The organism is Acidovorax sp. sic0104, assembly GCF_019219095.1.
Classification (GTDB): Bacteria; Pseudomonadota; Gammaproteobacteria; order Burkholderiales; family Burkholderiaceae_C; genus Acidovorax.
Genome location: NZ_JAHUWH010000002.1, coordinates 477,590 through 504,012, shown reverse-complemented (window position 1 = coordinate 504,012; position 26,423 = coordinate 477,590). Strand labels below are relative to the sequence as shown.

Below are 26,423 nucleotides of genomic sequence, written 5' to 3'. Positions count from 1 at the left end.
TGCAGATCTACAACCACGAACGACCCCATCTGTCGCTCAAAATGCAAACGCCCGATGCTGTGCACCGGGCGTCCCTGGCCGGCTGAACGCCGGCTGTTTGAGTGTCAACGTAATTCAGGACGGGTCACTTTCTTTCTGCGAGTCTTTGCGCGCCGCCGTCAGGCAGTCACTTCCCGGCGGTGGGTGCGCCCTTGCGTCCACGGGGTCCCTTGGGGTTCACCCAGGTCCCAGAACAGGCCGGCCATCACAGCCAGCCCTTCGCGCGCCACGGGCGCCAGCAGGTGCTCGTTGGGCGCATGCTGGGCGCAGGCGGGGTATGAGTGGGGTACCCACAGCGTGGGCAGGCCCAGCTGGTCGGCAAAGATGTCGTTGGGCAGCGATCCCGCCAGATTGGGCAGCAGCGTGGCGGGCTGGCCGGCGCTGGCCTGCAGCGAGGCCATTGTCCAATCCACCCAGGGGTTGTGCAGGTCCAGACGCGTGGCGCCGCAGTGCATGCCCATGGCGATCTCGACCTGGCCGAAGCCATGCGCGTCCAGGTGTTCGCGCAGCGTGGCCTGCATGTTCTGCCAATCGGTGCCCACCACAAAACGCAGCTGGCAGTGCGCCACGGCCTGCGAGGGAATGGCGTTGATGGGCCGCTGCGCGTTGCCCGCGCCCAGCGCCAGCACCTCCAGCGTGTTCCAGCCCACCAGCCGCTCCGCGGGGCTGAGCCCGGGCTCGCCCCAGCCGGGCGTGAGCGTGGGGTCATCGGCGCCTGCGCCAATCACCACGTCCTTGAGCGCCGTGCGCAGCTTGTCGGGTACCGCAGGCGGCAGCAGGCCTTTGATGAGGATGCGGCCCTTCGCGTCCACCAGCGTGGCCAGCGCATGGGTGAGCACCGTCGCCGGGTTGGCCAACACGCCGCCCCAGTTGCCCGAGTGGTAGGCCTTGTCGCGGCTGCGCACGGTGAGCGAGAAATTGATCGCGCCGCGCGAGCCCAGAAAGAGGGTGGGGTGGCCCGCATTCACGCGCGGGCCGTCGCTGGCCAGGAAGAGGTCGGCCTTCAGCGCCTCGCGGTGAGCTTCGCAGAATGCAGCCAGGCCGGGGGATCCCGCCTCTTCGCCCATCTCCATGAGCAGCGTCACGTTGTAGCCCAGGCGTCCCGCGCGGGCGTCGATGGCGTGCGCCAGGGCCGCCAGGCTCACTGTGTGCTGGCCCTTGTTGTCGGCGGTGCCACGGCCGAACCAGCGGTCGCCCTCGATGGTCAGCTCCCAGGGCGAAAGGCCCTCGCGCCACTGGCTCTCCTGGCCGTTGACCACGTCGCCATGGCCGTAGGTGAGCACGGTGGGGAGGGCTGGGTCTTCCACGCGCCGGGCGATCAGGAAGGGCCCCCCCTGGGGCGAGGGGTTCTCCAGCACCTGGCATTCGAAGCCCAGGGGGCTGAGCCACGGAACCATCTCGTCGGTGAGGTAGGTGCGCAGCTCGGGCGGCAGCTTGCCGGTGTCGCTCTCGGTGCGCCGGGCCACTCGGCGGCGCAGGTCGCCCTCGAAACGGCCGTCATCGAAGTAACGCTGGACGCTGCCGATCAGTTGTTCACGGGTCATCGTTTTCATCCTTGTGGTGATGTGCTCATGCCAGCCGTCACTCCACGACGATCTTGGCGCGGTGGACCAGTGCGCGGTAGCGGCCGATCTCGTTGTCCATGGCGGCGTGCATGGCCTTGGGGCCGATGAACACGGGCTCCATGCCCTGGGCACGGATCTGCTCCTGCAGGTGGGGGTCGCGCAGGGCGGCCTCCACGTCCTTGAGCAGCTTGTCCACCACGGCCGTCGGGGTGCGCGACGGGGCGGCCACGGCGTACCAGCCGTCGAAGGCGGCGTCAGGCAGCTTGAGCTCCTGCACGGTGGGCACCGTCGGCAGGGCGCGGGCGCGCTCGTTGCCGGCGATGGCCAGGGCGCGCAGCTTGCCCGAGCGCACGTGCGGCGCGGCGCTGGCCACGGTGTCCACGGCCATCTGGATCTCGCCGCCGATGAGGCCCATCATGGCCTGCGCGCTGCCGCGGTAGGGTACGTCCTGCAGCCGCACATCGGCGGCCTGCTCGATCAGTGCGCCCACCAGATGCGGCGCGGAGCCCGAGCCGAAAGTGGCGTAGTTGATCGTCTTGGGTGCGGCCTTGGCGGCGGCCAGCAGGGCGGCCAGGTCCTTGTAGGGCGAGTTGGCGTTGACCACCACGACCAGCGGCGCGCGCGCCACGATGGCCACCGGCGCCAGGTCCTTCAGCGGGTCGTACGGCAGCCTGGGGCGCAGCGCGGCATTGACGGTGTAACTGGTGGAGCCTGATACCAGCAGCGTGTAGCCGTCCGGGTCTGCCTTCACCACGCTGTCGGTGCCGATGATGGTGGAGGCGCCAGGCTTGTTGTCGATGACGACCGGCTGGCCCAGGCGGGTGGCGAGCTTCTGGCCCAGCGCGCGGGCCACGGCGTCGGTGCCGCCGCCGGGCGGAAAGGGCACCACCAGGCGCACGGGGCGCTGGGGCCAGGCCTCAGGCTGCGCGGCCGTTTGGGCCATGGATGGGTTGCCCATGCTGGCAAGCACTGCCAAGGCAGCGGACAACAGCGAGGCTCGTACAAAGCGATTTTTCATGCGGACTCCGGTGGTGAGGCCCGGGCGGCAGGCGCCGCCGCAACAGGACGGCATGGCGGATGCACACGGGCATGGATCAATTGGAGCCTCAAGCCATGCAAGATGGAAGCCGGTTTACCATTGCTTTGAATAGAGATTTAGCAATTGACTATTGCCTTTTTGTGGATGGAGATACCGTGCCTGTTTCATTGCTCAGCCTGCCCTTGCGCTACTTTCTGGAGGTGGCGCGCACCGGCTCCGTCAACCAGGCGGCGCAGCGCCTGCATGTGGCGGCCTCTGCCGTGAGCCGCCAGCTGGGCAAGCTGGAAGACAGCCTGGGCGTGGTGCTCTTCGAGCGCCAGGCACGTGGCATGGCCTTGACCGAGGCCGGCACGCGATTGCTGGCCCATGCCAATGCGCACGATGCGCAGGCCGCCGAGCTGGTGGACCAGCTCCAGGGGTTGTCGGCCCAGGGCGCGCTGCGTGTACGGGTGGCGTGCACCGAAGGATTTGCCGCGACCTTCATGCCGCTGGTGATGTCCGGCTTTCGGCTGGCTCACCCCCAGGTGCAGCTGCAGCTGCAGGTGGCCGTGCCGCAGGAGGTGTCGGCGCTGCTGCTGCGTGGCGAGGTGGATCTGGCGTTGAAGTACAGCGTGGCGCCCGAGAAGGGGCTGCAGGTGCTGCACTCTGCCATCGCCCCGATCTACGCCATCATGCCCGCGCAGCACCCGCTGGCCCGCCAGCGCAGCGTGACGGTGGCCGACGTGGTGCGCTACCCGCTGCTCATGGGCGCAAGCAGCATCACAGGGCGCCAGCTGTTCGACCTGAGCTGCGCGGTGCAGGGGCTGCGCTATGTGCCCGCGGTGGAGAGCAACTTCTCGTCCGCGCTGCTGCCGCTGCTCAGTGGCCAGGACGTGGCGCTGGCCAGCTACCTGACGGCGGCGCGCTGGGTGGAGGCAGGCCTGCTGGCGGCCCGGCCTTTCGACGAAGCGCAACTGCAGCAGCGCCGCCTGCAGGTGCTGGCGGGCGACGGGCGGGTGCCGTCGGCGCTGGTGCAGCAGTTCACCGACGCGCTGGTAGCGGCCATTGAGCAGTACGGCAAACGCAAGGTCGGGAGGCGCAAGGCACGGGTCGCCGCGCAGGCCGCGTGGCCGTGACGGCGCGGGCGGCACTGGCGTCGCACGGCGGGCGGGCGCTGCTGCAAGTGGCTACCATTCGCTTCCTACCCAGACCGCACCATGGCCAAGAAAGAACACGTCTCCGAAACCCAAGCCACCCAGTTGCTCAAGGCGAACAAGGTGGCCTTCACCGAGCATCCGTACGAGTACCTGGAGCACGGCGGCGCGCTGCACAGTGCCGAGGTGCTGGGGCTCGATCCTTTCACCGTCGTCAAGACGCTGGTGATGCAGGACCAGGACGCCAAGCCGCTCCTGGTGCTGATGCACGGCAACCGCAAGGTCTCCACCAAGAACCTGGCACGCCAGATCGGCGCCAAGTCGGTCGAGCCCTGCGCGCCGGAAGTCGCCAACCGGCACAGCGGCTACCTGGTCGGAGGCACTTCGCCCTTCGGCACGCGGCGCGCGATGCCCGTGTACATCGAGGAGACCATTCTTGCGCTTCCCCGCATCGCCATCAACGGCGGGCGGCGGGGCTTTCTGGTGCAGCTGGACCCGCAGGTGTGCGTGCAGTTGCTGGGTGCGAAGCCGGTGCACTGCGCGCTGGCAGAATAGGCCGCCCCGACCACAGCCCGCCAGAAGGCTGATCCACCGACCAACGAGGAATTGCTTTGACCGCCGTCTATCCCCTGCTTGCCACCGTGGCCGCCTACCTGCTGGGCTCGCTGTCGTTCGCCGTCATCGTGACGCGCGTCATGGGTCTGAGCGACCCGCGCACCTACGGCAGCAAGAACCCCGGCGCCACCAATGTGCTGCGCTCGGGCTCCAAGGCCGCGGCCATCATCACGCTGCTGCTCGACGCGCTGAAGGGCTGGCTGCCCGTGGCGCTGGTGATGTGGTTCGGCCACCCCTATGGGCTGGAAGACGGCACCGTGGCCATGGTGGGCCTGGCGGCGTTCCTGGGCCATTTGTGGCCCGTGTTCTTTCGCTTCGAGGGAGGCAAGGGCGTGGCCACGGCCCTGGGCGTGCTGATGGGCATCAGCCCGTGGCTGGGCCTGGCCACGGCGCTCACGTGGATCATCATTGCGTTCTTTTTTCGCTACTCGTCGCTGGCCTCGCTGGTGGCTGCCGCGTTTGCGCCCGTGTACTACCTGCTGGTCGACGGCGTGGTCTGGTATGCCGAAGGCACCATCGCTGCGTCCATCGTGGCGATGGCATTGCTGCTGGCCTGGCGGCACAAGGAGAACATCCAGCGCCTGATCGCGGGCAAGGAATCGCGCCTGGGCAGCAAGAAGGCGCAGGCCGGTGCGCAGGCTGCTGGCAAATCAGCCAAGTAGGGTGTCTTCTGGTCATGGCGGCGTGGTGGTTGTGCTCGCCGCGCGTGGTATCGCTTGGTGCCAGTGTCTGCGGGCCGTGCCGGCGTACCGTCTCTAGAGCGACCCCGGCCCCGTGATCAGGCCCCGGAGCCCGGCACTGTGCTGGGCGGCATACAGGCCGAGCCGCATCATCGTGCGGTGGTTGAGTTCCAGGCTCACTGCAGAGCGCGCCAGGGCTGACTGGATGCGCGGCTTGCCGCTTGCCGTCTGATAGAGGCTGGGCTGGGCATGGTGGTGGCCGCTGCGGTCCAGCAGGCTGGCCACCAGCGGGTGGTTGGCCTTCTCGCTGCGGCGCAGCACGATGGCGGTGTCGCCGTTGTCCAATTTGACGAAGGTGCCCGGCGGGCACAGGCCTATGGAGCGCACCAGCGTGTAGCTCACCTCGTCGCGCTGGTCGATCTCCTGCCCCACGATGGCACGTACCGAGTCGGTCGCACTGCGTCCGGCGCGGGATTTGCGCGGGCTGATCATGGCCGCATAGCGGTCGATGGTGCCCAGGATGCGTGTGAGCCTGTCTTCGGGCGCCTGTTGGGCCAGCGGTACGCGGTCGGCAATGCTGGCGTGGTGCTGCCCGACGACGTCGAGCCAGAGCGCATCGTTGATGAACAGACGCTCCAGCAGCATCATGCTTTCTTCGGGGTGGCCCTTGATGGCCTCCTGCTGCGCCGCGGTGGGGCGCTCGCGCTGCTCGGCCAGTTCGTCCTGCAACGCGGTCATGCCGATGTTCATCGTCAGCGCCGCGCGCACCAGACTGTCGCGCTCGCGCGGGGACAGCTGCAGCTCCAGCGCCATGATGTGGCACAGCGTGCCGCACACCAGCGCGTGCGATGCGCTGTAGCCCACGGTGGAGGTGGAGGCCAGCTGGAACATCAGGTACAGCGCCGCGTCGATGTCGTGCGCCACCAGGTCCTGGAGCCAACCGTCGAACTGGCGCACCTTGGCCGGGAAATCCTGCACGTGCATCGGGCGCGAGAGCATGACCGAGAGCGCCGCCTCCAGGTCGGACCACAGGCTGAGCAGGTCTTCGTACTCGCCTTCCGCGTGCGGGTTGCCGTTGGGGTGGTGAACTGACATGGCCGGTGTGTCTGGAAAGTACGGGCTTGAGCGTGGTCAGTGGCGTTTTTCCAGCACCATCTCGTTGTTCATGCGTGTCATCTGGAACTCGTTGAGGAAGCTGTTGCCCAGCAGCACGTAGGGCATGGGCTGGGGGGTGATCACGGCTTCGACGCCGAAAACCTCCACATCACCGATCCGCACCGAGTCGAGCTTCATGCGCCAGCCCTGCGATACGCCATTGGCCGTGCTCATGCGCACGGGCTGCCCGCCCTGGTAGTTCAGCCCCATGCGCTCTGCATCTGTGCGGCCGATGGCCACGGAAGTCGCGCCCGTGTCCACCATGTACTGCATCACCCGTCCATTGATGGTGCCGCTGTTCACGAAGTGGCCACGGCTGTCGGCCACCAGCACCACGCGCCGGCCGCTGCCGCCCTTTCTGCCCACGCTCACGGGGGCTTCGCCCAGTCGCAGCACGCGCTGCCCGCCCTTGATCTCGACGGTGGCTTCGTCCTTGCCCACGGCAATGACCTTCACCCCCTGAAACTCGTCCCCCGCGCCCAGCGCCCGCGGTGGATGTGCATCCACCACCAGCAGCGCCTTGCTGCCCAGCATGCCCGCAATGCCCACCGACTGGGCGTGTGCCCAGGCAGGCGCCAGGCACAGGGCGGCGAGGGCTGCAGCCACGCGCAACTGAAGGTGCGCAGCGCCCAGCATCGAGCACATTGCTCGTAACTGGCGCGGGCGCAGCCGGCGGACGCCGTGGAACTGGCTTTGCCAGGCCACAGGCGTCGTCCTCCCCGGGGAGGGCGGCGCGAAGCGACTCAGGGGGGGCATTTCTAGTCCCTGAAGTTGTCGAACGACAGCGGCGTGTCCGTCACGTCCTTGCGGATCAGTGCCATGGCGGCCTGCAGGTCGTCGCGCTTGGCGCCCGTCACGCGCACCTTGTCCTCCTGGATGGCGCCTTGCACCTTGAGCTTGCTTTCCTTGAGCAGCTTCTGGATCTTCTTGGCCAGCTCGCTCTCGATGCCGTTCTTCACCTTGATGACCTGCTTGACCTTGTCGCCGCCGATCTTCTGCACGTCGCCCATGTCCAGGAAGCGCACATCCACGTTGCGCTTGGTGAGTTTGTTGCGCAGCACGTCCTCGATCTGGGTGAGCTGGAAGTCGGCATCGCCGACCAGGGTGATGTCCTTGTCCTTGATCTCGATGCTGGCCGACGTGCCCTTGAAGTCGAAACGGGTGGCGATTTCCTTGGCGGTGTTCTCGACCGCGTTCTTCACTTCGACCAGGTTGGCTTCGCAGACGGTGTCAAAAGATGGCATGGTGACTACTCTCAATCAATCTCGGGGAAACAGGGGGTGTGGGCAGGGGGCACGCAAGGCCCGATGCGACAATCGGGCCAATGGTAGTCGAGAAAAACGCCCCTTTGCAGCCCTGCAACACCTTTGGCATCGCCGCGCGCGCACAGACGCTGGTGCGTGTGCACTCCGTGGAAGACGTGCTGGCCGTGCTGGCCGATCCTGCGCTCTCATCGGCCCCCAAGTTCGTGCTGGGTGGCGGCAGCAACATCATTCTGACCGGTGATGTGAAGCCTGTCGTGCTCAAGATGGAGATCAAGGGCCTGCGCCTGGTGCAGGAAACCGCCAAGGCCTGGATCGTGGAAGCCGGCGCCGGCGAGGTGTGGCACGACTGCGTGGCCTGGACATTGGCGCAGGGCTTTGCGGGCCTTGAGAACCTCGCGCTGATTCCCGGCACCGTGGGGGCATCGCCCGTGCAGAACATCGGCGCCTATGGCGTGGAGTTGCAGGACCGCTTCGATTCGCTGGACGCCATCGACCTGTCGACGGGCCGCACGTTCACTCTGGATGCGGCGCAGTGCGGATTTGGCTACCGGGACTCGGTGTTCAAGCACGGCGCGCCCTCGGACGCCGTGGGCGCGGATGGCCTGCCCCGCGGCATGGGCCTGGAGGGGCGGGCCGTCATCACCCATGTGCGGTTTCACCTGCCCAAGCCCTGGAAGCCTGTGCTGGGCTACGTGGATCTGGAGCGGCGCATGGCCGACGAAGGCGTGCAGCAGCCTACCGCACAGCAGATATTCGACTGGATCTGCGAGATCCGCCGCGCCAAGCTGCCCGACCCCGCGGTGGTGGGCAACGCCGGCAGCTTCTTCAAGAACCCCACGGTCTCGCCCGACCAGTGCGCCGACATCATCGCCCGCGAGCCGCGCATCGTGCACTACCCCATGCCGGACGGGAGCATCAAGCTGGCAGCCGGCTGGCTCATCGACGCTTGCGGCTGGAAGGGCAAGTCCATCGGCAAGGCGGGCGTGTACGAGAAGCAGGCCCTGGTCCTGGTGAATCGGGGGCGGGGCGCCGACAGTGTGACGGGCGGCGAGGTGATGACCCTGGCCAAGGCCATCCAGACCAGCGTGTACGAGCGCTTCGGCATCCGGCTGGAGCCTGAGCCGGTGGTGGTGTAGCGCGTTCGGCCTGGCGATGCCCCAGCCGGGTGGGTCGCACAGAGCCCCGCACCATGAAAAAAGCCACCGGATCGATGATCGGTGGCTTAGCTATTTATTTGATAGCTGCTAGCGCTTGTCTATCAAGCGGTAGGGGCTATTTTAATGCCTATTCAACACTGGTACAGCTAGGGAGCCGTGCTCTGTGCCGCCGTTGCAGGCGGGGTGGGGTGGGGCGGGGTGGGGCGGGGTGGGGCGGCCGGGATTGCTCTCCGGTGCCGCACCCACCTGGACCTCACTTGCGGTCGTTTTCCAGCTGGGCCAGGGCCGCGTTGCCGCCCAGCGACAACAGGCCTGACTTGGCGTACACGCCCAGCTTGTTGCGCGTGTCCGAGATGTCCAGGTTGCGCATGGTCAGCTGGCCGATGCGGTCCAGCGGGCTGAACGGCGCGTCTTCCACCTTCTCCATCGACAGGCGCTCGGGCGCGTAGGTCAGATTGGGCGATTCGGTGTTCAGCAGCGAGTAGTCATTGCCGCGGCGCAGTTCCAGCGTGACCGTGCCGGTGACGGCGCGGGCCACCCAGCGCTGGGCGGTTTCGCGCAGCATGATGGCCTGGGGGTCGAACCAGCGGCCCTGGTACAGCAGGCGGCCGAGTTTCAGGCCGTTCATGCGGTACTGCTCGATGGTGTCTTCGTTGTGGATGCCGGTCACCAGGCGTTCGTAGGCGATGTGCAGCAGCGCCAGGCCCGGGGCTTCGTAGATGCCGCGGCTCTTGGCTTCGATGATGCGGTTCTCGATCTGGTCGCTCATGCCCAGGCCGTGGCGGCCGCCGATGCGGTTGGCTTCCAGGATCAGCTCGACCGGGTCGTTGAATTCCTTGCCGTTCAGGGCGACGGGCTGGCCTTCGTGGAAGGTCACCGAGACTTCCTCGGCCTTGACCGCCACATCGTCCTTCCAGAACGCGACGCCCATGATGGGGTTCACGATGCGGATGCCGCTGCTGAGGAACTCCAGGTCCTTGGCCTCGTGCGTGGCGCCCAGCATGTTGCTGTCGGTGCTGTAGGCCTTCTCGGCGCTCATCTTGTAGCCGAAGCCGGCTTGCGTCATGAATGCCGACATCTCGGCACGGCCGCCCAGTTCGTCGATGAACAGCTGGTCCAGCCAGGGCTTGTAGATCTTGAGCGACGGGTTGGTCAGCAGGCCGTAGCGGTAAAAGCGCTCGATGTCGTTGCCCTTGAAGGTCGAGCCGTCGCCCCAGATGTTGACGTCGTCTTCCTTCATGGCCGCCACGAGCATGGTGCCGGTCACGGCGCGGCCCAGGGGCGTGGTGTTGAAGTAGGTCAGGCCGCCGGTGGAGATGTGGAAGGCGCCGGCCTGCAGGGCGGCGATGCCTTCGTGGGCCAGCTGCACGCGGCAGTCGATCAGGCGGGCCTTCTCGGCGCCGTATTCCATCGCCTTGCGCGGGATGGCGTCGTAGTCGGGCTCGTCGGGCTGGCCCAGATTGGCAGTGTAGGCATAGGGAACGGCGCCCTTGAGCTTCATCCAGTGCAAGGCTGCGCTGGTGTCGAGGCCGCCGGAGAAGGCGATGCCGACCTTCTGGCCGGTGGGCAGGTTTTGGAGGATGGTGGCCATTGCGGTGTCCGTGGTCGTCGTCGAAGGGGAGGGCAGGATCAGCCGAAGTGGCAGATGTAGTGATAGGCCTCGGCCACGCGAATGTCGAACTTGGAGTTGCCTGGCACGCTGAACTTCTCGCCCGCCGAGGACTTCACCCAGCTGTCGGTGCCGTCGAGCTTGTACTCGCACGAGCCCGCCACGCATTCCATGATCTCCGGCGCGCCGGTGTTGAACGTCAGCGTTGCGGGCAGCACCACGCCCACCGACTTCTTCGTGCCATCAGGGAAGGTGATGCCGTGGCTCACGCACTTGCCGTCAAAGTACACATTGGCCTGGGTGGTGACGGACACGCCGTCGATTTTTTCGGTGGTCATGGATGCGCTGGTTTGGGTTGGAGGAAACCCGCGATTTTAGGGCAGGGGACGCGGCCCTCCCGCCAACGCATGCTGGAAGAAGGGCCACACCCGTTCAACAGCGCCCGGGCGGCACCCCAATGAAAAGAGCCCCGAAGGGCTCTTTGTCGTCGCGGCTGCACGGGGCCCGGGGGCTCAGCGCCAGTACGGGTTGCGGTGGTGGTGGTAGGGGCGGTCGTAGCCGTATTCGATCACGGTGACGGGAGGCGTCACATACGTGGGCTGCTGGTACACGGGCTGCACCGGGTAGGTCGATGTGACCACGCCGGGCTGGCTGTACACGCCCTGGGACGCATATGGATCCGGCTGCGTGGAGTAGGTCTGGCCGGGCTGCACGCTCACAGGGATCCAGCGGCCCGGATCATGCTGCGTGCGGGTGGTGTACTGGCGGCCTGCGTATTCGTAAACCACGTCATAGCCCACGGTGCGGTTCTGGTAGTACGTCTCGGTCGTGCAGCGCTGCACATTCTGGTACTGCGGCTGGCCGCCTTCGATCTGGTTGCCGATCACGGCCCCACCGATCAGGCCGATGGCCGTGGCTGCGGCGCGGCCGCTGCCCTTGCCGATGGCATTGCCGGCGGCACCGCCAGCAATGGCGCCCACCACGGCGCCGGCACCTGTGGTGCGGTTGCCGCTGTAAACGGTTTCATTGCCGCAGACCTGCTGGGGCGTGGCGATTTGCTGCACGACCGGCGTGGCCGACAGCACGCGGCCCTGTTCCTGTGCGCTGGCCACCGTGGCAACTGCTGCGATGGCGGAAAAAACGATGATCTTTTTCATGGAGAAACTCCTTTCGGGTCGGTACATAACGCACCAGACTGTGGAAAAGTTTAGGCCTGCAAGGTCAATCGCGGGCCGGGGAGCCGTAAATCTGCGTAAAGATTTGTGCAATTTCTCCGCTCTTTACGTGTGGGTTCAAGTGTTTTCTTCCTTGCTGCGCCAGGCGAGCCATTGATCAGGGGTGAAACCCACTGAGACATGGGTCTTGCCGCCCTCGTGCCACTCCACCACCGGACGCTTGACCACGCTCGGCTGCGCCTGCAGCAGAGCCCTGGCGCTGGCTTCATCCTTGACGGCGGACTGGCTGTCAGAGTCCAGCTTGCGCCAGGTGGTTCCCTGGCGGTTGACCAGTTTCTCCCAGCCCACGGCGGCTATCCAGCTGGGCAACCGGTCGGCGGGCACGCCCTGCTTCTTGAAATCGTGGAAGTCAACGTCGATGCCCTGATCCGCAAACCAGACGCGGGACTTCTTGACGGTGTCGCAGTTGGGGATGCCGTAGAGAGTGATGTGTGAGGTTGTCATGCCGCGCATCATCCACCCATTGCGGCCTGGGCGACAATCCCGCCCTGTATGCACACCACCCACCACACCCTGGAAGACTGGCTGCGCCACTGCGAGCAGCTTCACCCCCGCAATATCGACATGGGTCTGGCCCGCGTGCGCGAGGTCGCAAGCCGCATGGCCCTGCGTTTCGACTGCCCCGTGATCACCGTCGCCGGCACCAACGGCAAGGGTTCCACGTGCGCCATGCTGGAGGCCGTGGCGCTGCAGTCGGGCTACCGCACGGGGGTTTACACATCGCCGCATCTCGTGCATTTCGAGGAACGCTGCCGCATCCACGGTGAGATTGTGGTTGCTTCTGATTTGATAGCGCACTTCGACGCAGTGGAGAGCGCCAGAGTCCAAAATGGCGATGAGGTTTCGCTGACGTATTTCGAGTTCACCACGCTGGCGATCCTGCGCCTGATGAGCCAGTCCCGGCTTGACCTGGCGATCCTGGAGGTGGGCCTGGGCGGGCGGCTCGACGCCACCAACGTGATCGACGCCGACTGTGCTGTGATCACCAGCATCGACATCGACCACACCGAGTTCCTGGGCCCTGACCGGGAGAGCATCGGCCGGGAAAAGGCCGGCATCATGCGCACGGGCCGCCCTGTGATCGTCAGCGACCCCATGGCCCCGCAAAGTGTGGTGGACCATGCGCGGGAGATCGGTGCGGACCTGTGGCAGTTCGGCAAGGATTTCAACTTCTCGGGCGACAAGCAGCAGTGGAACTGGGCGGGGCGCGGCCGCCGCTACGCCGGCATGGCCTACCCGTCGCTGCGTGGTGCCAACCAACTCGTCAATGCCTCCGGGGTGCTGGCGGCGCTCGAAGCCTTGCGAGACCGCATTCCTGTCACCGCGCAGGCAGTGCGCAATGGGCTGTCCATGGTGGAGTTGCCCGGCCGCTTCCAGATCGTGCCAGGGCAGCCGACGCTGGTGTTGGACGTGGCGCACAACCCACACTCGGTGGCGGCGCTGACGGCCAATCTGGATGCCATGGGGTTCTTTCCCACCACGCACGCAATCTTTGGCGCCATGGCCGACAAGGACCTGGCACCCATGCTCGCCAAGGTGGGTCCGCTGATCGACCGCTGGTATTTCACCAACCTGCCTACGCCGCGCGCCGAGACGGCGGCGGCGCTGCAGCAGAAGTGGAATGCGGTGCACATGGTGGCCGGGGGGCGTCGCGACGTGGCATCGAGCCTGCATGCCGACCCTTTGGCAGCGCTTGATGCGGCCGTCGCGGCGGCAGACCCCGCTGATAGAATCGTGGTCTTTGGCTCGTTTTTCACGGTAGGTGGGGTGCTGATCCACGGAACGCCCCGCCTGCACGCCAAACATCTGGGCCAATAGGGGCGCATCCGAGGTCCGAACGAGTCGTTACTCCATGGCATTTTTCAAGTTTCGCTGGCCCGGTCAGAGTGAGCAGGCGCCGGCCGAAAAGCCCGCCAAGCGCCCGCGCACCCCGCAGGCCGAAAGCATCGAAGTGATGCGGCGGCGTGCCCGCCACCGGCTGATCGGTGCTGCCGTGCTGGTGCTGGTGGGTGTCATCGGTTTCCCCATGCTGTTCGACACCCAGCCCAGGCCGATCCCCGTCGATATACCCATCGAGATTCCTGACCGCAACAAGGTGGCACCCCTGGTGGTGCCCGGACCGGTGGCCCAGGCGCCAGACACCAAACCCGCCGTGCAGCCCGAGCCGAATGCTGTGGCCGCGCGTCCTGCCCCCGCCACGACACCCGCGCGCAGCGCTGCCGCCAGCAATGGCCTGACAGACGGTGAAGAGCTGGTGCAGAGCCCGCGCGCCGCGGCATCCAAACCCGCAGCCGCCGCGCCTGCCAAGCCTGAAGCCAGGGCCGAAACCCGGCCTGAACCCAAGCCTGAACCCAAGCCCGAGCCCAAGCCTGCACCCGAGCACAAGCCCGCGACCCGCACGGACGATGCGGCGCGTGCCCGCGCGCTGCTGGAAGGCCGGCCGGCGGAGCCAGTGGCCTTGGCGGCCAGCAAGGCCGAAGAAAGCCGCTTCATCGTTCAGGTCGGCGCATTCGCTGATGCGGACAAGGCACGGGAGGCGCGCGCCAAGGTCGAGCGCTCTGGCATGAAGACCTATACCCAGGTGGTGGACACCAAGGACGGCAAGCGCACGCGGGTTCGTGTGGGGCCGTTCTCGGACCGTGCGGAGGCCGACAAGGCGGCGGCCCGCATCAAGGCGCTGGACCTGTCGGCGTCCGTGCTGACGCTGTAGGCCCACGCCCCGGTTGAACTGAGCGTGTCCGTGGCGGCTCTGGACTGGATTTTTGCAGCGGTGCTGCTGGCGTCGATGCTGATCGGCGCCTGGCGTGGACTGGTGTTCGAGGTGCTTTCGCTGCTCGCGTGGGTGGTGTCGTTTTTTGTGGCGCAATGGTTCGCCGAAGACATGGCGGCCCTGCTGCCAATGGGCGAGTCGGCCGGGTCGCTGCGCTATGCCGCAGGATTTGCGGTGGTGTTTGTGGCGTCGGTGTTCGCGTGCGGTTTTCTGACCTGGCTGGCCAAGAAGCTGATCGAAGCCATCGGGTTGCGGCCGGCGGACCGCACCCTGGGCGCGGTATTCGGGGTGTTCCGTGGGCTGGTGCTGCTGCTGGCTGTGGCCGTGGTGGCGGGCCTTACGCCCATGCGCGAAGCGCCCTGGTGGCAGGAGTCCTGGGCTGGGCCGGTACTGGGAGAGGTCCTCAAGGGCTTGAAACCGGCGTTACCGGAAGAATTTGGTAGGCATCTGCCTTCCTGACTGAGACGGATATCGATGTGGCGGCGGCCAGAAGCTGCCGCTGTGTGATTGCCGCGGGGCTTTTCCCGCAAACGGATGGAAACTTACTATGTGTGGAATCGTCGGCGTCGTCAGCACAACGCCCGTCAATCAGCTGATCTATGACGCGCTGCTGCTTTTGCAGCACCGCGGCCAGGACGCAGCGGGCATCGTCACCCAGCAGGGCCGCAAATTCTTCATGCACAAGGCCAAGGGCATGGTGCGCGACGTGTTCCGCACCCGCAACATGCGGGCGTTGCCGGGCAATGTGGGGCTGGGGCAGGTGCGCTATCCCACGGCGGGCAACGCCTACAGCGAAGAAGAAGCGCAGCCTTTCTACGTCAACGCGCCGTTCGGCATCGTGCTGGTGCACAACGGCAACCTCACCAACGCCCGTGAACTGCGCACCGAGCTCTTCCAGACGGACCACCGCCACACCAACACCGAAAGCGACTCCGAAGTCCTGCTGAACGTGTTCGCCCATGAACTGGAGCGCTCCACACGGGGTGTGCCGCTGCAGGTCGAGGACGTCTTCGCGGCCGTGCGTGCCGTGCACAAGCGCGTGAAGGGCTCCTACGCCGTGATCGCGCTGATTGCAGGCCACGGTTTGCTGGCCTTCCGCGACCCCCACGGCATCCGTCCGCTGGCCCTGGGCCGCAGCCAGGACGGCACCGTGATGGTGGGCAGCGAATCGGTGGCGCTGGAGGGCACGTCCCATGTGTTCGAGCGCAATGTGGAGCCGGGCGAAGCCGTCTTCATCACGCTCGACGGTACGGTCCATGCGAGCCAGTGCGCCGAGAAGCCGCAGCTCAACCCCTGCATCTTCGAGTTTGTCTACCTGGCGCGCCCTGACTCGGTGCTGGACGGCATCTCTGTCTACCAGGCGCGACTGAATCTGGGCGAGGCCCTGGCCAAGCGGGTGATCTCCACCGTGCCACCCAACGAGATCGACGTGATCATCCCCATTCCGGAATCCAGCCGCCCCAGCGCCACGCAACTGGCGCACCTGCTGGGCATTCCGTACCGCGAAGGTTTCGTCAAGAACCGCTACGTTGGCCGCACCTTCATCATGCCTGGCCAGGGCGTGCGCAAGAAGTCCGTGCGCCAGAAGCTCAATGTGATCGGCAGCGAATTCAAGGGCCGCAACGTGCTGCTGGTGGACGACTCCATCGTGCGGGGCACCACCAGCCGCGAGATCGTGCAGATGGCGCGCGACGCCGGTGCCCGCAAGGTGTACCTGGCCAGCGCGGCGCCTCCGGTGCGCTATCCGAACGTGTACGGCATCGACATGCCCACCAGCAGCGAGCTCGTCGCGCACAACCGCACGGTCGAAGAGATCCGCCAGGCCATCGGCTGCGACGCGCTGATCTACCAGGACGTGGACGGCATGAAGAAAGCGGTTGGTGCGCTCAACAGCGCGATCGCCGGGTTCGATGCGTCCTGCTTCGATGGCGTGTATGTGACCGGAGACATCACTGCCGAAGGCATCGCCAGCTTGAACGAAGGCCGCGTGGGGACGGAAGAGGGTGAGGAAGATACCTCCCGCCTGGCGCTGCCCAACGCGCAGGAAGCCTGAAGGCCGACTGCGCCCGGCTTTTCTGCTTGGTGCGCGCAGGCTCGAATGCCCGAGCTGCGCGTTGTAACGTGCTCTGATGGGTGGAGCGCCAGGCGCCAGGCGTCTGCCGGTCCAGCTGATTGATTCCGGAAACTGGCCCCGCGAGGGGCCAGAATTTATTGACATGACTGAAACCACTGCTTCCAGCGCGGGCCGCGTGCGCACCCGCTTTGCTCCGTCTCCCACGGGCTTCATTCACCTGGGCAACATCCGCTCGGCCCTGTATCCGTGGGCCTTTGCGCGCGCCATGGGTGGAGACTTCATCCTGCGCATCGAAGACACCGATGTGGAGCGCTCCAGCCAGGTCGCTGTGGACGTCATTCTCGAGAGCATGCAGTGGTTGAGCATGCAGCCCGATGAAGGGCCGTTCTACCAGATGCAGCGCATGGACCGCTACCGCGCGGTGCTCGAAGATCTCAAGGCGACCGGCCTGGTCTACCCCTGCTACATGAGCATCGCCGAGCTTGACGCACTGCGTGAAAAACAGATGGCCGCCAAGGAAAAGCCCCGCTACGACGGCACCTGGCGCCCAGAGCCTGGCAAGACCCTGCCGCCGATTCCTGAAGGCGTGCAACCCGTGTTGCGCTTCAAGAACCCGCAAGGCGGCGTGGTGGCCTGGGACGACAAGGTCAAGGGCCGCATCGAGATCAGCAATGACGAGCTCGACGATCTGGTGATCGCGCGGCCCGACGGCACACCCACCTACAACTTCTGCGTGGTCGTGGACGATATCGACATGGAGATCACCCACGTGATCCGTGGCGACGACCATGTGAACAACACGCCGCGCCAGATCAACATCTTCCGTGCGCTGGGCAAGGAACCGCCGGTGTACGCCCACCTGCCCACCGTGCTGAACGAGCAGGGCGAGAAGATGAGCAAGCGCAACGGCGCCAAGCCCGTCACGCAGTACCGCGACGAAGGCTACCTGCCCGACGCCATGGTCAACTACCTGGCGCGCCTGGGCTGGAGCCACGGTGACGACGAAATCTTCAGCCGCGAGCAATTCTTGGCATGGTTCAACCTGGACCACCTGGGCCGCAGCGCCGCCCAGTTCGACGAAGCCAAGCTGCGCTGGGTGAACGCCCAGCACATCAAGGCGTCTGCCGACGATGCGCTGGCTGCCCTGGTGGCGCCGCAACTGCAGCAACGCGGCATTGCCGCGGATGCCCTGGCCGACGGCCGGCTGGTGCGCATTTGCAGGTTGTTCAAGGACCGCTGCGACACGACGGTGGCACTTGCCAACTGGGCCCAGGTCTTTTACGGCAACGTCACGCCCGTGGACGCCGAGCGTGCGCAGCATGTGACCGACGCCATCGCCCCTGCGCTCGACGCGCTGGCAGACGCGCTGTCCGCCTGCGAATGGGACAAGGCATCAATTGCCGCAGCCTTCAAGCAAGTGCTCGCCAGCCAGGGCCTGAAGATGCCGCAATTGGCCATGCCTGCGCGGGTGCTCACCGTGGGAACGGCCCACACGCCTTCGGTCGATGCGGTGCTGGAATTGGTCGGACGCGAAAAAGTTGTAGCGCGTTTGCGAAACCGCTAAAAATCTGTCTATAATTCAAGGCTCAGATGATGACAACAAACACTAAGTGTTTAGCGTCATTAAGTGGGGGTATAGCTCAGCTGGGAGAGCGCTTGCATGGCATGCAAGAGGTCATCGGTTCGATCCCGTTTACCTCCACCAAAGTTTGATATCGGTTAGTTCCAAGGTTTTGACCCTATCGTCTAGAGGCCTAGGACATCACCCTTTCACGGTGAGTACCGGGGTTCGAATCCCCGTAGGGTCGCCAAGTTGTAGCGCTTGGCTTGTGTTGATAGACGCAAGCGAAAAGCTGCCTGCCAGGAGTGGTAGTTCAGTTGGTTAGAATACCGGCCTGTCACGCCGGGGGTCGCGGGTTCGAGTCCCGTCCACTCCGCCAGTCAAAAGCCCTTGCAGGTCTTTGATATGCAAGGGTTTTTCTTTGGAGTCATCCAGAGATCCGTGGGGGTATAGCTCAGCTGGGAGAGCGCTTGCATGGCATGCAAGAGGTCATCGGTTCGATCCCGTTTACCTCCACCAAAGTTTGATATCGGTTAGTTCCAAGGTTTTGACCCTATCGTCTAGAGGCCTAGGACATCACCCTTTCACGGTGAGTACCGGGGTTCGAATCCCCGTAGGGTCGCCAAGTTTGTAGCACTTGGCTTGTGTTGATAGACGCAAGCGAAAAGCTGCCTGCCAGGAGTGGTAGTTCAGTTGGTTAGAATACCGGCCTGTCACGCCGGGGGTCGCGGGTTCGAGTCCCGTCCACTCCGCCAGATTTTTGTGGCACAGCAAACCCAGGGTTTAGGGTGTCATGAGGAAAACAGTCAACGGACTGCAGTAGCGATTACTGCAGTCCGTTTTTCTTTGTCTGGCTGCTGGACGCAAAGTGTCGGTGTGCGCTGCCTTTCCTGAACTCTGGTGCGGGCAGCGCAGACGGTAGAGGGCTGGCGGGGCTGGTTGGGCCGCAGGGTTTACCATGCCTTCGCCATGCAGATTGCCGCCACGCGGCGCGCATCAGCCATTTCTGGAGGTAGGCAGCTGCTTGTTCCGAAGCCCCGTCACCTGCGAAGCGCCTGCAAGGCCGCCACAGTCTCGCGCAGTCCCCGGTGCAGCCGTTTGTCCTTGCGCAGAACGATCGCGAGCGTGCGGCGCAGGGGTGGCGACAGCGGCCGCACTTCCAGCGTGCTGCCGTGTCCGTCCTGCACCGCCATGCCGGGCAGCACCGCGCAGCCCAGGCCGGCGGCGACCAGTTCCTTGATGGCCTCCACGCTGCCCAGCGACATGGCCGGCTGCAGCGCCACGCCAGCGCGGGCGAACCACGCGTCTGCCAGGCGCCGGGTCTGGCCGCCGGGCTCGTAGAGCAGCACAGGGTGGCGTGCCAACTCCTTGGCGCCCACGCGTTTTGGCAACCCTTTGCCCTCGGGAGCGATGGCCACGAATGCATCGTCCAGCAGTGGCGTGACATGCAGCATGCGCCCGCTGGCGGGTAGCGTGACCAGGCCCAGGTCCAGCGTGTTGTCTTCGACCGACTGCACGATGTCGGCGGTGTTGCCCGTGCTGACCGTGATGTCGAGACCAGCAAACTGCTGCCGCAATGCGCGCAGCACGGGTGGCAGCAGGAAGATGCAGGCTGTGGCGCCCGTCCCCAGCCGCACGCGGCCTGCCGTACCGTCGGCGTGCCGGGCAACCGCTTCCAGCGCGCTGTTGACTGCGGCATTGATGTGGCCGATATGGGCGAGCAGTTCGGCGCCGGCCGCGGTGGGCCGCAGCACCCGTCCTGCGCGCTCTACCAAGGGCGTTCCCAGGCGCTTTTCCAGTTGGCGGACCTGCAGGCTTACGGCGGGCTGGGTCAGGTCCAGGCGCTGTGCTGCAGCCGAAAAACTTCCCAGCTCAAGGGCGGTGGCGAAGCCGTGCAATTGGTCGAGATTGATGCGTTCCATGACAAAGAATTTCTCATGATCTGCATAAAAAGACAAAGCTTCTTTTATGGATGAAGGCTTGCCAAACTGTCGTCCATGAACACTTCTTACCACTCTCCGCACAGCGGCCGCCCCCACCACGCGGCAGCCTCGCCTCCTTTTGCCACCCCCTCTGCCGAGGGACGGGCCACCACTGCAGCCACCGTACGCGCCCTGCGTGAAGAGGACCTGGTCGCCGTTCAGGCGCTGTATGCGCACCACGTGCTCCACGGTCTGGCGTCGTTCGAGGAGGTGCCGCCCGATGTGGGCGAGCTGCGTGTCCGGCACGCTGCCGTACGGGCCTCGGGACTGCCCTATCTGGTGGCGCAGCGGGATGGGCAGGTTGTCGGTTTTGCCTACGCCACGGTGTACAGGGCGCGCTCGGCCTATCGTCACACGGTGGAGGATTCCGTCTACGTTGCGCCCGGGTGGGCTGGCCTCGGCATTGGGGCGGCATTGCTGGGTGAGGTGATCCGGTTGTGCGAGGCGGGGCCTTGGCGCCAGATGCTCGCAGTCATCGGACAGGGCGACGAGAACACCGGCTCGATGGCTTTGCATGCGCGCCTGGGATTCGAGCGCATTGGTGCGCTGCGGTCGGTAGGGTTCAAGAAGGAGCGCTGGCTGGACACAGTCCTGATGCAGCGGTCTCTCGGCGCCGGAAACGAGGCGCAACCCGGCGGCATGCCGGACAGCAGTCCGCCTGCGCGGAGCCGGGCGGGGGCGTAGTGGCTGGTCCTTCAGGGTCAGCAGATCCGGCTGTCGCGGCTTCCTCGCCGCCTGGCCAGTGCATTGCTGGCCACGTGGTGTTTTACCTGGGCGTTGCGCAGTTCGTTGCATGGGGTATCTCGTACTATCTGCTCGGTGCGCTGGGAGACGCCATGTCGGTCGGGCTCGGCTGGAGCCGCACCGTGGTCCATGGCGGGTTTGCGGCGGCGCTGCTCATGATGGGTATCGTTTCCGGTGCGGCAGGGCGATGGGTGGACCGGTGGGGTGGCAGGAATGTGATGGCGGCCGGGTCGCTCTTGCTGACAGCGGGATGCCTCGCGCTGGCCGCTGCCGACGGTATCGTGGCCCACTACGCTGCGTGGTTGGTGATGGGCATCGCCATGCGCCTGACGCTGTACGACGCCGCTTTTGCGGCCCTGGCGCAGTGGCTGGGGCCGCAGGCGCGCCGGCCCATGGCGCAGATCACCTTGCTCGGCGGCTTGGCATCCAGCGCCTTCTGGCCACTGGGGCATGCGCTGGCGGGCGCATGGGGATGGCGCGGTGCCCTGGTCGTGTACGCGGCCCTGGCCTTGTTGACGGCGCCACTGCACCTGGCGCTGCCACGGCGCGATGCGCTGGCGCAAGGGGTGGCACACGGTGTCGGAGGTGTGGAGGCCACGTGGCCGATCGGCGGGGAGCCGCTGGCCGCAGCAGGGTCACCGCGCATCCTGGCTGGCGCGCTGTTTGCGGCCATGACCACGCTCTTGAATTTTCTGAACGCGGGCATGTCGGCGCACACCGTGGGGCTGCTCGCGGGCCTGGGGCTTGCACTGCCGTGGGCTGTGGGCCTGGCCTCGCTGCGGGGCGTGGGCCAGTCGTGTGCGCGGCTGGCCGACGTGCTGTGGGGTGGTCGGTGCCACCCTCTGGCGCTGGGCGCCGGTGCCGCCTTGCTGTTGCCCCTTGCCTGCCTGGCGGGGCTGTGGTCGGGCCAGGCGCTGGCCGCTGCGCTGGTGTTCGTGCTGGCCTACGGCTCCGGCAATGGGCTCTTGACCATCACACGCGGTACCGCGCCGTTGGTGCTCTTCGATCACCGCACCTATGGCGCTCAGCTGGGGAGGATGGTGGCTCCAGGTTTTGTGCTGTCGGCCTGCGCGCCGGTGGCGTACGCGGCCGTCATCGACCATGCAGGAGCGGCCGCTGCCCTGGGGCTGTCGGTGGGGGTGGCGGCGCTGGCGTTTGCTGCGGCGCTGGCGTTGTGGATTGGCTTTGCGCCGGGTGCCTGCCGGGCGAGCACAAAGCAATGAAGCCCGGCGCAACCGGGCTTCATTTCATGGCCCCTGGATGGGCTTGGCGCTTGATTCACGAGCGCTGGTAGCTATCTTTCTAATAGCAAACGCTTTTTTAGCGTGGCGCCAGGCGGATGGCGCCGTCCAGGCGGATGACCTCGCCGTTGAGCATGTCGTTCTCGAAGATGTGCTGCACCAGCTTGGCGTAGTCCTGCGGCGTGCCCAGGCGGCTGGGGAAGGGGACGCCGGCTGCCAGGGCGTCCTGCACCTCCTGCGGCATGCCGAACAGCATGGGCGTGCCGAAGATGCCGGGGGCGATGGTCATGTTGCGGATGCCGTTGCGGGCCAGGTCGCGGGCGATGGGCAGGGTCATGCCGACCACGCCGCCCTTGGATGCGGAGTACGCCGCCTGGCCGATCTGGCCGTCGTACGCTGCCACGCTGGCCGTGGAGATCAGCGCGCCGCGCTCACCGGTGGCTTCGGGCTCGTTCCTGCTCATGGCCTCGGCCGCCAGGCGGATCATGTTGAAGCTGCCGATCAGGTTGACCGTGACGGTCTTGCTGAACAGCGCCAGTGCGTGGGCGCCGTTCTTGCCCACGGTCTTCTCTGCGGGCGCAATGCCGGCGCAGTTGACCAGGCCCATCAGCTTGCCCAGCGAGACGGCCTTGGCCACCACGGTCTGGCCGTCGGCCTCGTTGCTCACGTCGCACTTCACGAAGGCGCCACCAATGTCGCGGGCCACGGCCTCGCCCTTGTCCGCCTGCATGTCGGCGATGACGACCGTGCCGCCCTGTGCGGCCAGCATGCGTGCCGTGCCTTCTCCCAGGCCCGATGCGCCGCCAGTGACGATGAATACCTTGCCCTTGATGTCCATGGGATGTCTCCAGTAAGTGACGTTAACGTAAACGTCAATTATGGCCGATGTGCGTTCGCGGACACAAAAAAACAGCCCGGCGGGACCGGGCTGCTTGAGGCCGTGCGCATGCCGCCGAAGCGGCTGCGGGCAGGGGCAACTTACTGGAAGCCCACGCGGTCCAGCATCTGCTGCACCTTGGTCACGTTGGCGCCCACCGCGCTGATCGGGATGGTTTCGCTCTTGAAGGGCTTGCTGTTGGTCATGGCCTTGAGCGCGGGGTTGTCCAGCGCCACACCCTTGGCTGCGGGCCATTCGTTGTTGCCGTTGGCGAAGTAGTTTTGCGCTTCGGGGCTGGCCAGGTACTCCAGGAACTTGACGGCGTTGGCCTGGTTCTTGGAGTGCTTGGCCACCGCGCCGCCCGCGATGTTCAGGTGGGTGCCCCAGGATTCCTGGTTGGGGAACACCACGCCCACCTTGTTGACCACGGCCACATCCTCGGGCTTGTTGGAGCGCATCATGCGGGCCAGGTAGTAGCTGTTGGTGACGGCGATGTCGCACTCGCCAGCGGCCACGGCCTTGATCTGGTCGGTGTCACCACCTTTGGGAGGACGTGCCAGGTTGGCCACCATGCCCTTGAGCCAGGCCTCGGCCTTCTGCTCGCCCAGGTGCTCGGTCACGGCGCCGAACAGGCTCAGGTTATAGGGGTGCGAGCCGGAGCGGATGCACAGCTTGCCCTTGTTCTTGGGGTCGCCCAGTTCTTCGTAGGTGTCGACGTCGTCCTTGTTCATCTTGATCTTGTTGTAGACGATGACGCGGGCGCGGGTGGACAGGCCGTACCAGGCAATGGAGCCGTCTGCCGTGGGAGCGCTGCGCAGGTTGGCCGGGATGGCGTCGTTCAGGACTTGCGACTTGATCGGCTGGAAGAGGCCGTCGACTTCGCCTTTGTAAAGGCGGGCGGCATCGACCAGCAGGATCACGTCGGCGGGGGAGGCCGTGCCCTCGGCCTTCAGGCGGGCCAGGATGCCCGCGTCGTCCGCATCCACGCGGTTGATCTTGATCCCTGTGGCCTTGGTGAAGCCTGTGTACAGCGCCTCGTCCGTGGAGTAGTGGCGGGCCGAGTAGAGGTTCACGACCTGCTCCTGGGCAGAAACGGAGCCGGCGGCGGCGGCCATCGCGCAGGCGCAGAGCAGGGCTTTCACGGTCTTCGACATGGATGCGTCTTTCGGGGGTTGTAACAGCCGCCAATGATAAAACCAAACGCGAATTATTCTTAATAAACGCATGGGTTTCTGTGGATATCGCTGCGCCGGTTGACCCCGGTCAAGACGGCCAGCGCAAAAAAAAGCCCGGCAGAACCGGGCTTTGAAGGGATCCTTGAAACGGGGGTTTCGAGAGGATCCAAGGAGACAACTCGCGCGCTGCAGGCAAGGCTGCAGCGCATGGGGGGATTATCAGGGTAAGCCCTGAAAACGGCCTAGAGTTTGCACTCCAGACCGCATGGCCAAGGGCTTAGCGCTTGCGGGGAGTCGCCGTCTTGGCGGCGTTGACTGCAGTGCTGGCCACGGCGTTGAAGTTGGCTTCGGCCACATCGGACGCTTGCTTGACGGCCTTTTGGACCGATTCGAAAGCATTGTTGGCGGCAGAGACGGCGCTCTTCATCACGGCAACGGCGGTTTCGGAACCGGCGGGGGCGTTCTTGGCGGCGCTGTCGACCAGGCCGGTGAAGGCGCGTTGTGCGTCAGCGGCTTGGCTTTCAAAGGCCTTGCCGAATTCGGCGCCGGTGCCCGAAGCGATGTCGTACAGGTGGCGGCTGTATGCAGCGGTCTTTTCAGCCAGGGGCTGGAACAGGCCGGCTTGCAGCGCCAGCAGTTCTTGCGCGTCCTTCACGCCCAGCACAGCCTGGCTGTGGTTGGCGGCTTCGGTCAGGGCGGCGCGCGAGGCGGTCACGTTCAACTCGACCAGCTTTTCGACGCCTTCGAAGGCCTTGGTGGTCAGGCCGAACAGGGTTTCGATGTTGGCTTTGTGGGAAGCGAGGATTTGTTCAGCGGTCAGCGACATGTCATATCTCCTGAAAATGCGGCCTGGCAGGCCATGGTGGTTCAAAGACATCTGCGCTGGCCCTGACTCATTAGTCATGTTGCAGTGCAGCATGGGTCGAATTTTAGGGACTTGGCGCTGGTTTGCAAGAGGTATTTGTTGCGCTGCAGCAAATTAGGGCGGATCACCCAGAAATCCGCCTCTTGCCACAATCGCGTCATGCATGCCTATTACGCGGACCAGTTCGTGCTGCCACTGCCTGAAGGGCATCGTTTCCCCATGGCCAAGTACCGCCTGCTGCGCGACAGGATCGCCCGGCATCTGCCCGGCGTGTCGCTGCAGGTGGCCCTGCCTGCGACAGACAGTGAGTTGGCATTGGCGCACGATGCCGGCTACATCGATGCGATTGCGGACGGCACGCTGCCCGCGCCCGCGCAGCGAGAGATCGGCTTTCCGTGGAGCCCCGCGATGGCTGAACGCGCCCGTCGTTCGGTGGGCGCGACGGTGGCTGCCAGCCGCATCGCCATGAAGGACGGCATCGCAGGCAATCTGGCCGGGGGGACGCACCATTCCTACGCCCACAAGGGCAGCGGCTTTTGTGTGTTCAACGATGTGGCGGTGGCCGCACGGCTGATGCAGGTGGAGTGGGCGAGGGCGCGCGGCCGTCCGGTGGCACCGCTCAAGGTTGCGGTGATCGATCTGGACGTTCACCAGGGCAACGGCACGGCGCATATCTTTCGCGAGGACCACAGCGTGTTCACCCTGTCGCTGCACGGCGCACGCAATTTCCCGTTCCGCAAGGAGGCGAGCGATCTCGATGTCGAGTTGCCAGACGGTTGCACCGACGACGCCTACCTTGAGGCGCTTTCGCAAGCGCTGGATGCGCTGGAGCAGCGCTTCACGCCGCAGCTGTTGTTCTACCTGGCGGGCGCCGACCCGCACGAGGGTGACCGCCTGGGCCGCCTGGCCATCACGCACGACGGCCTGGAAGCCCGCGACCGGCGCGTTTTCGACTGGGCTTGGCAGCGGCGCCTGCCGCTCGTGTTCGCGATGGCGGGCGGGTACGGGCGCGACATGGAAGACACGCTCACCGCACAGCTCAACACCTGGCGCGTAGCCCTCGAGTACCACCAGCGCTGGCAGAATGTGCGGCCATGACGACCCCCGCCAGCCCTGCCTCTGACATTCCCGCCGCACCGGCGCGTCCCGCGCCCCAGCCGCGCAGCGCCTACCGCGCGTTTCGCCCCATCACCACGCGCTGGGCCGACAATGATGTATACGGCCACGTGAACAACGTCGTCTATTACAGCTGGTTCGATACCGCCGTGAATGCGCACCTGATCGAGCAGGGCGTTTTAGACATCCACTCCGGCGGCACCATCGGGCTCGTGATCGAGACGCAATGCAATTACTTCGCGCCGCTCGCGTTCCCGCAGACCATCGAGGCGGGTATCCGTGTGGCCCGGCTGGGCGGCTCCAGCGTGCGCTACGAGGTGGGCCTGTTCGCGCAGGGCGAGCCGCTCACTGCGGCCGCCGGGCATTTCATCCACGTGTACGTGGACCGCGAGACTCGCCGTCCCGTAGCAGTGCCAGAGGGACTGCGCAAGGTGCTACAGGACCTGCTGGCAACCACCTGAGCGCCGCTGAGCGCGCCGCTTCATTTTTGATAGCTGGAGGCGCTCGTCGGATAAGCTTTGGCAGT

At 65.7% G+C, this 26,423-nt stretch carries 26 protein-coding genes and 6 tRNA genes; 19 read left to right on the top strand and 13 right to left on the bottom strand.

The features are described from left to right. Positions 1 to 158: 158 nt before the first annotated feature. On the bottom strand, positions 159 to 1,583 hold the full coding sequence (locus tag KW835_RS06515) for a M20 family metallopeptidase (RefSeq protein ID WP_218381515.1): 1,425 nt from the start codon (positions 1,581 to 1,583) through the stop codon (positions 159 to 161). A 37-nt stretch (positions 1,584 to 1,620) separates the two neighbouring features. Then, positions 1,621 to 2,622: a tripartite tricarboxylate transporter substrate binding protein gene (locus KW835_RS06510; RefSeq protein ID WP_218381513.1), complete on the bottom strand. Its 1,002-nt coding sequence runs from the start codon at positions 2,620 to 2,622 to the stop codon at positions 1,621 to 1,623. A gap of 176 nt (positions 2,623 to 2,798) precedes the next feature. Between KW835_RS06510 and KW835_RS06505 the strand changes: the two genes are divergently transcribed. The 3 genes from KW835_RS06505 to plsY all read left to right on the top strand — a co-directional run bounded on the left by KW835_RS06505 (position 2,799) and on the right by plsY (position 5,053). Then, entirely contained in the window at positions 2,799 to 3,758 is a 960-nt protein-coding gene (locus KW835_RS06505; protein ID WP_218381511.1) for a LysR family transcriptional regulator, read from the top strand. Between the two features lie 81 nt (positions 3,759 to 3,839). Continuing rightward, positions 3,840 to 4,331 carry an aminoacyl-tRNA deacylase gene (locus KW835_RS06500; protein WP_218381509.1) on the top strand — a complete coding sequence of 164 codons (492 nt, stop codon included), beginning with the start codon at positions 3,840 to 3,842 and terminating at the stop codon, positions 4,329 to 4,331. A 56-nt stretch (positions 4,332 to 4,387) separates the two neighbouring features. Continuing rightward, a complete protein-coding gene (gene plsY, locus KW835_RS06495; RefSeq protein ID WP_218381507.1) occupies positions 4,388 to 5,053 on the top strand; it encodes a glycerol-3-phosphate 1-O-acyltransferase PlsY in 666 nt (221 codons plus the stop codon). A 93-nt stretch (positions 5,054 to 5,146) separates the two neighbouring features. On the opposite strand, the gene KW835_RS06490 is transcribed toward plsY, so the two are convergent. From KW835_RS06490 to KW835_RS06480, 3 genes are all read right to left on the bottom strand, one after another. Next, positions 5,147 to 6,166, bottom strand: a complete 1,020-nt coding sequence (locus KW835_RS06490) for an HD-GYP domain-containing protein (protein WP_218381505.1) — start codon at positions 6,164 to 6,166, stop codon at positions 5,147 to 5,149. Between the two features lie 36 nt (positions 6,167 to 6,202). Next, on the bottom strand, positions 6,203 to 6,862 hold the full coding sequence (locus KW835_RS06485) for a TIGR02281 family clan AA aspartic protease (RefSeq protein WP_218381555.1): 660 nt from the start codon (positions 6,860 to 6,862) through the stop codon (positions 6,203 to 6,205). A 122-nt stretch (positions 6,863 to 6,984) separates the two neighbouring features. After that, the gene (locus KW835_RS06480) at positions 6,985 to 7,470 is read right to left on the bottom strand and encodes a YajQ family cyclic di-GMP-binding protein (RefSeq protein WP_218381503.1); all 486 of its coding nucleotides are present in this window, start codon (positions 7,468 to 7,470) and stop codon (positions 6,985 to 6,987) included. Between the two features lie 80 nt (positions 7,471 to 7,550). On the opposite strand from KW835_RS06480, the gene murB reads away from it, so the two are divergent. Beyond that, positions 7,551 to 8,627: a UDP-N-acetylmuramate dehydrogenase gene (gene murB / locus KW835_RS06475; protein WP_218381502.1), complete on the top strand. Its 1,077-nt coding sequence runs from the start codon at positions 7,551 to 7,553 to the stop codon at positions 8,625 to 8,627. Between the two features lie 274 nt (positions 8,628 to 8,901). Here murB and argG read toward each other — a convergent pair whose 3' ends face one another. The 4 genes from argG to KW835_RS06455 all read right to left on the bottom strand — a co-directional run bounded on the left by argG (position 8,902) and on the right by KW835_RS06455 (position 11,936). Next, the gene (argG, locus tag KW835_RS06470; RefSeq protein WP_218381500.1) at positions 8,902 to 10,239 is read right to left on the bottom strand and encodes an argininosuccinate synthase; all 1,338 of its coding nucleotides are present in this window, start codon (positions 10,237 to 10,239) and stop codon (positions 8,902 to 8,904) included. Positions 10,240 to 10,277: 38 nt separating this feature from the next. Further along, positions 10,278 to 10,595 carry a pyrimidine/purine nucleoside phosphorylase gene (locus KW835_RS06465; protein WP_218381498.1) on the bottom strand — a complete coding sequence of 106 codons (318 nt, stop codon included), beginning with the start codon at positions 10,593 to 10,595 and terminating at the stop codon, positions 10,278 to 10,280. A 174-nt stretch (positions 10,596 to 10,769) separates the two neighbouring features. Continuing rightward, positions 10,770 to 11,414 (bottom strand): glycine zipper 2TM domain-containing protein, encoded by a 645-nt coding sequence (locus tag KW835_RS06460; protein WP_218381496.1) that lies wholly within the window; start codon positions 11,412 to 11,414, stop codon positions 10,770 to 10,772. Positions 11,415 to 11,549: 135 nt separating this feature from the next. Beyond that, complete coding sequence (locus tag KW835_RS06455) at positions 11,550 to 11,936, bottom strand: arsenate reductase (RefSeq protein WP_218381495.1); 387 nt, start codon at positions 11,934 to 11,936, stop codon at positions 11,550 to 11,552. A 48-nt stretch (positions 11,937 to 11,984) separates the two neighbouring features. Here KW835_RS06455 and folC point away from each other — a divergent pair, with 48 nt between their 5' ends. From folC to KW835_RS06400, 11 genes are all read left to right on the top strand, one after another. After that, positions 11,985 to 13,310, top strand: coding sequence for a bifunctional tetrahydrofolate synthase/dihydrofolate synthase (folC, locus tag KW835_RS06450; protein WP_218381493.1), 1,326 nt, complete (start codon positions 11,985 to 11,987; stop codon positions 13,308 to 13,310). A gap of 34 nt (positions 13,311 to 13,344) precedes the next feature. Beyond that, entirely contained in the window at positions 13,345 to 14,202 is an 858-nt protein-coding gene (locus tag KW835_RS06445; RefSeq protein ID WP_218381491.1) for an SPOR domain-containing protein, read from the top strand. 30 nt (positions 14,203 to 14,232) lie between these two features. Then, on the top strand, positions 14,233 to 14,721 hold the full coding sequence (locus KW835_RS06440; RefSeq protein WP_218381489.1) for a CvpA family protein: 489 nt from the start codon (positions 14,233 to 14,235) through the stop codon (positions 14,719 to 14,721). Positions 14,722 to 14,809: 88 nt separating this feature from the next. Further along, positions 14,810 to 16,315, top strand: a complete 1,506-nt coding sequence (gene purF / locus KW835_RS06435; protein ID WP_218381487.1) for an amidophosphoribosyltransferase — start codon at positions 14,810 to 14,812, stop codon at positions 16,313 to 16,315. A 163-nt stretch (positions 16,316 to 16,478) separates the two neighbouring features. Further along, positions 16,479 to 17,900 carry a glutamate--tRNA ligase gene (gene gltX, locus KW835_RS06430; RefSeq protein WP_218381486.1) on the top strand — a complete coding sequence of 474 codons (1,422 nt, stop codon included), beginning with the start codon at positions 16,479 to 16,481 and terminating at the stop codon, positions 17,898 to 17,900. Between the two features lie 65 nt (positions 17,901 to 17,965). Continuing rightward, a tRNA-Ala gene (locus tag KW835_RS06425) sits at positions 17,966 to 18,041 on the top strand. Between the two features lie 30 nt (positions 18,042 to 18,071). Continuing rightward, positions 18,072 to 18,147, top strand: a tRNA-Glu gene (locus KW835_RS06420). A 52-nt stretch (positions 18,148 to 18,199) separates the two neighbouring features. Continuing rightward, a tRNA-Asp gene (locus KW835_RS06415) sits at positions 18,200 to 18,276 on the top strand. Positions 18,277 to 18,340: 64 nt separating this feature from the next. Further along, positions 18,341 to 18,416, top strand: a tRNA-Ala gene (locus KW835_RS06410). A gap of 30 nt (positions 18,417 to 18,446) precedes the next feature. Further along, a tRNA-Glu gene (locus tag KW835_RS06405) sits at positions 18,447 to 18,522 on the top strand. A gap of 53 nt (positions 18,523 to 18,575) precedes the next feature. After that, a tRNA-Asp gene (locus KW835_RS06400) sits at positions 18,576 to 18,652 on the top strand. A 285-nt stretch (positions 18,653 to 18,937) separates the two neighbouring features. On the opposite strand, the gene KW835_RS06395 is transcribed toward KW835_RS06400, so the two are convergent. Next, positions 18,938 to 19,819: a LysR family transcriptional regulator gene (locus KW835_RS06395; protein ID WP_218381485.1), complete on the bottom strand. Its 882-nt coding sequence runs from the start codon at positions 19,817 to 19,819 to the stop codon at positions 18,938 to 18,940. Positions 19,820 to 19,894: 75 nt separating this feature from the next. Between KW835_RS06395 and KW835_RS06390 the strand changes: the two genes are divergently transcribed. Further along, the gene (locus KW835_RS06390) at positions 19,895 to 20,563 is read left to right on the top strand and encodes a GNAT family N-acetyltransferase (protein ID WP_218381483.1); all 669 of its coding nucleotides are present in this window, start codon (positions 19,895 to 19,897) and stop codon (positions 20,561 to 20,563) included. A 74-nt stretch (positions 20,564 to 20,637) separates the two neighbouring features. Further along, positions 20,638 to 21,846, top strand: coding sequence for an MFS transporter (locus KW835_RS06385; RefSeq protein WP_339385506.1), 1,209 nt, complete (start codon positions 20,638 to 20,640; stop codon positions 21,844 to 21,846). Between the two features lie 97 nt (positions 21,847 to 21,943). Here KW835_RS06385 and KW835_RS06380 read toward each other — a convergent pair whose 3' ends face one another. From KW835_RS06380 to KW835_RS06370, 3 genes are all read right to left on the bottom strand, one after another. Continuing rightward, the gene (locus tag KW835_RS06380) at positions 21,944 to 22,702 is read right to left on the bottom strand and encodes a 3-hydroxyacyl-CoA dehydrogenase (RefSeq protein WP_218381481.1); all 759 of its coding nucleotides are present in this window, start codon (positions 22,700 to 22,702) and stop codon (positions 21,944 to 21,946) included. 140 nt (positions 22,703 to 22,842) lie between these two features. Then, complete coding sequence (locus KW835_RS06375; protein WP_218381479.1) at positions 22,843 to 23,895, bottom strand: extracellular solute-binding protein; 1,053 nt, start codon at positions 23,893 to 23,895, stop codon at positions 22,843 to 22,845. Between the two features lie 298 nt (positions 23,896 to 24,193). After that, positions 24,194 to 24,742 (bottom strand): phasin family protein, encoded by a 549-nt coding sequence (locus KW835_RS06370; RefSeq protein WP_218381478.1) that lies wholly within the window; start codon positions 24,740 to 24,742, stop codon positions 24,194 to 24,196. A 198-nt stretch (positions 24,743 to 24,940) separates the two neighbouring features. Here KW835_RS06370 and KW835_RS06365 point away from each other — a divergent pair, with 198 nt between their 5' ends. Together KW835_RS06365 and KW835_RS06360 are read left to right on the top strand one after the other, a co-directional pair. Further along, positions 24,941 to 25,879, top strand: coding sequence for a histone deacetylase (locus tag KW835_RS06365; RefSeq protein WP_218381476.1), 939 nt, complete (start codon positions 24,941 to 24,943; stop codon positions 25,877 to 25,879). Continuing rightward, positions 25,876 to 26,358 carry a thioesterase family protein gene (locus tag KW835_RS06360; protein ID WP_218381474.1) on the top strand — a complete coding sequence of 161 codons (483 nt, stop codon included), beginning with the start codon at positions 25,876 to 25,878 and terminating at the stop codon, positions 26,356 to 26,358. Before KW835_RS06365 ends, KW835_RS06360 begins: the two co-directional genes overlap by 4 nt. The last annotated feature ends 65 nt before the right edge of the window (positions 26,359 to 26,423 follow it).

Excerpts from the sequence above, each read along its gene's own strand:
- KW835_RS06515 (WP_218381515.1), bottom strand. The coding sequence starts at position 1,583 with ATGACCCGTGAACAACTGATCGGCAGCGTCCAGCGTTACTTCGATGAC.
- KW835_RS06510 (WP_218381513.1), bottom strand. The coding sequence starts at position 2,622 with ATGAAAAATCGCTTTGTACGAGCCTCGCTGTTGTCCGCTGCCTTGGCA.
- KW835_RS06500 (WP_218381509.1), top strand. The coding sequence starts at position 3,840 with ATGGCCAAGAAAGAACACGTCTCCGAAACCCAAGCCACCCAGTTGCTC.
- KW835_RS06490 (WP_218381505.1), bottom strand. The coding sequence starts at position 6,166 with ATGTCAGTTCACCACCCCAACGGCAACCCGCACGCGGAAGGCGAGTAC.
- KW835_RS06485 (WP_218381555.1), bottom strand. The coding sequence starts at position 6,862 with ATGCTGGGCGCTGCGCACCTTCAGTTGCGCGTGGCTGCAGCCCTCGCC.
- KW835_RS06480 (WP_218381503.1), bottom strand. The coding sequence starts at position 7,470 with ATGCCATCTTTTGACACCGTCTGCGAAGCCAACCTGGTCGAAGTGAAG.
- murB (WP_218381502.1), top strand. The coding sequence starts at position 7,551 with ATGGTAGTCGAGAAAAACGCCCCTTTGCAGCCCTGCAACACCTTTGGC.
- argG (WP_218381500.1), bottom strand. The coding sequence starts at position 10,239 with ATGGCCACCATCCTCCAAAACCTGCCCACCGGCCAGAAGGTCGGCATC.
- KW835_RS06465 (WP_218381498.1), bottom strand. The coding sequence starts at position 10,595 with ATGACCACCGAAAAAATCGACGGCGTGTCCGTCACCACCCAGGCCAAT.
- KW835_RS06460 (WP_218381496.1), bottom strand. The coding sequence starts at position 11,414 with ATGAAAAAGATCATCGTTTTTTCCGCCATCGCAGCAGTTGCCACGGTG.
- KW835_RS06455 (WP_218381495.1), bottom strand. The coding sequence starts at position 11,936 with ATGACAACCTCACACATCACTCTCTACGGCATCCCCAACTGCGACACC.
- folC (WP_218381493.1), top strand. The coding sequence starts at position 11,985 with ATGCACACCACCCACCACACCCTGGAAGACTGGCTGCGCCACTGCGAG.
- KW835_RS06445 (WP_218381491.1), top strand. The coding sequence starts at position 13,345 with ATGGCATTTTTCAAGTTTCGCTGGCCCGGTCAGAGTGAGCAGGCGCCG.
- purF (WP_218381487.1), top strand. The coding sequence starts at position 14,810 with ATGTGTGGAATCGTCGGCGTCGTCAGCACAACGCCCGTCAATCAGCTG.
- gltX (WP_218381486.1), top strand. The coding sequence starts at position 16,479 with ATGACTGAAACCACTGCTTCCAGCGCGGGCCGCGTGCGCACCCGCTTT.
- KW835_RS06395 (WP_218381485.1), bottom strand. The coding sequence starts at position 19,819 with ATGGAACGCATCAATCTCGACCAATTGCACGGCTTCGCCACCGCCCTT.
- KW835_RS06390 (WP_218381483.1), top strand. The coding sequence starts at position 19,895 with ATGAACACTTCTTACCACTCTCCGCACAGCGGCCGCCCCCACCACGCG.
- KW835_RS06380 (WP_218381481.1), bottom strand. The coding sequence starts at position 22,702 with ATGGACATCAAGGGCAAGGTATTCATCGTCACTGGCGGCGCATCGGGC.
- KW835_RS06375 (WP_218381479.1), bottom strand. The coding sequence starts at position 23,895 with ATGTCGAAGACCGTGAAAGCCCTGCTCTGCGCCTGCGCGATGGCCGCC.
- KW835_RS06370 (WP_218381478.1), bottom strand. The coding sequence starts at position 24,742 with ATGTCGCTGACCGCTGAACAAATCCTCGCTTCCCACAAAGCCAACATC.
- KW835_RS06365 (WP_218381476.1), top strand. The coding sequence starts at position 24,941 with ATGCATGCCTATTACGCGGACCAGTTCGTGCTGCCACTGCCTGAAGGG.
- KW835_RS06360 (WP_218381474.1), top strand. The coding sequence starts at position 25,876 with ATGACGACCCCCGCCAGCCCTGCCTCTGACATTCCCGCCGCACCGGCG.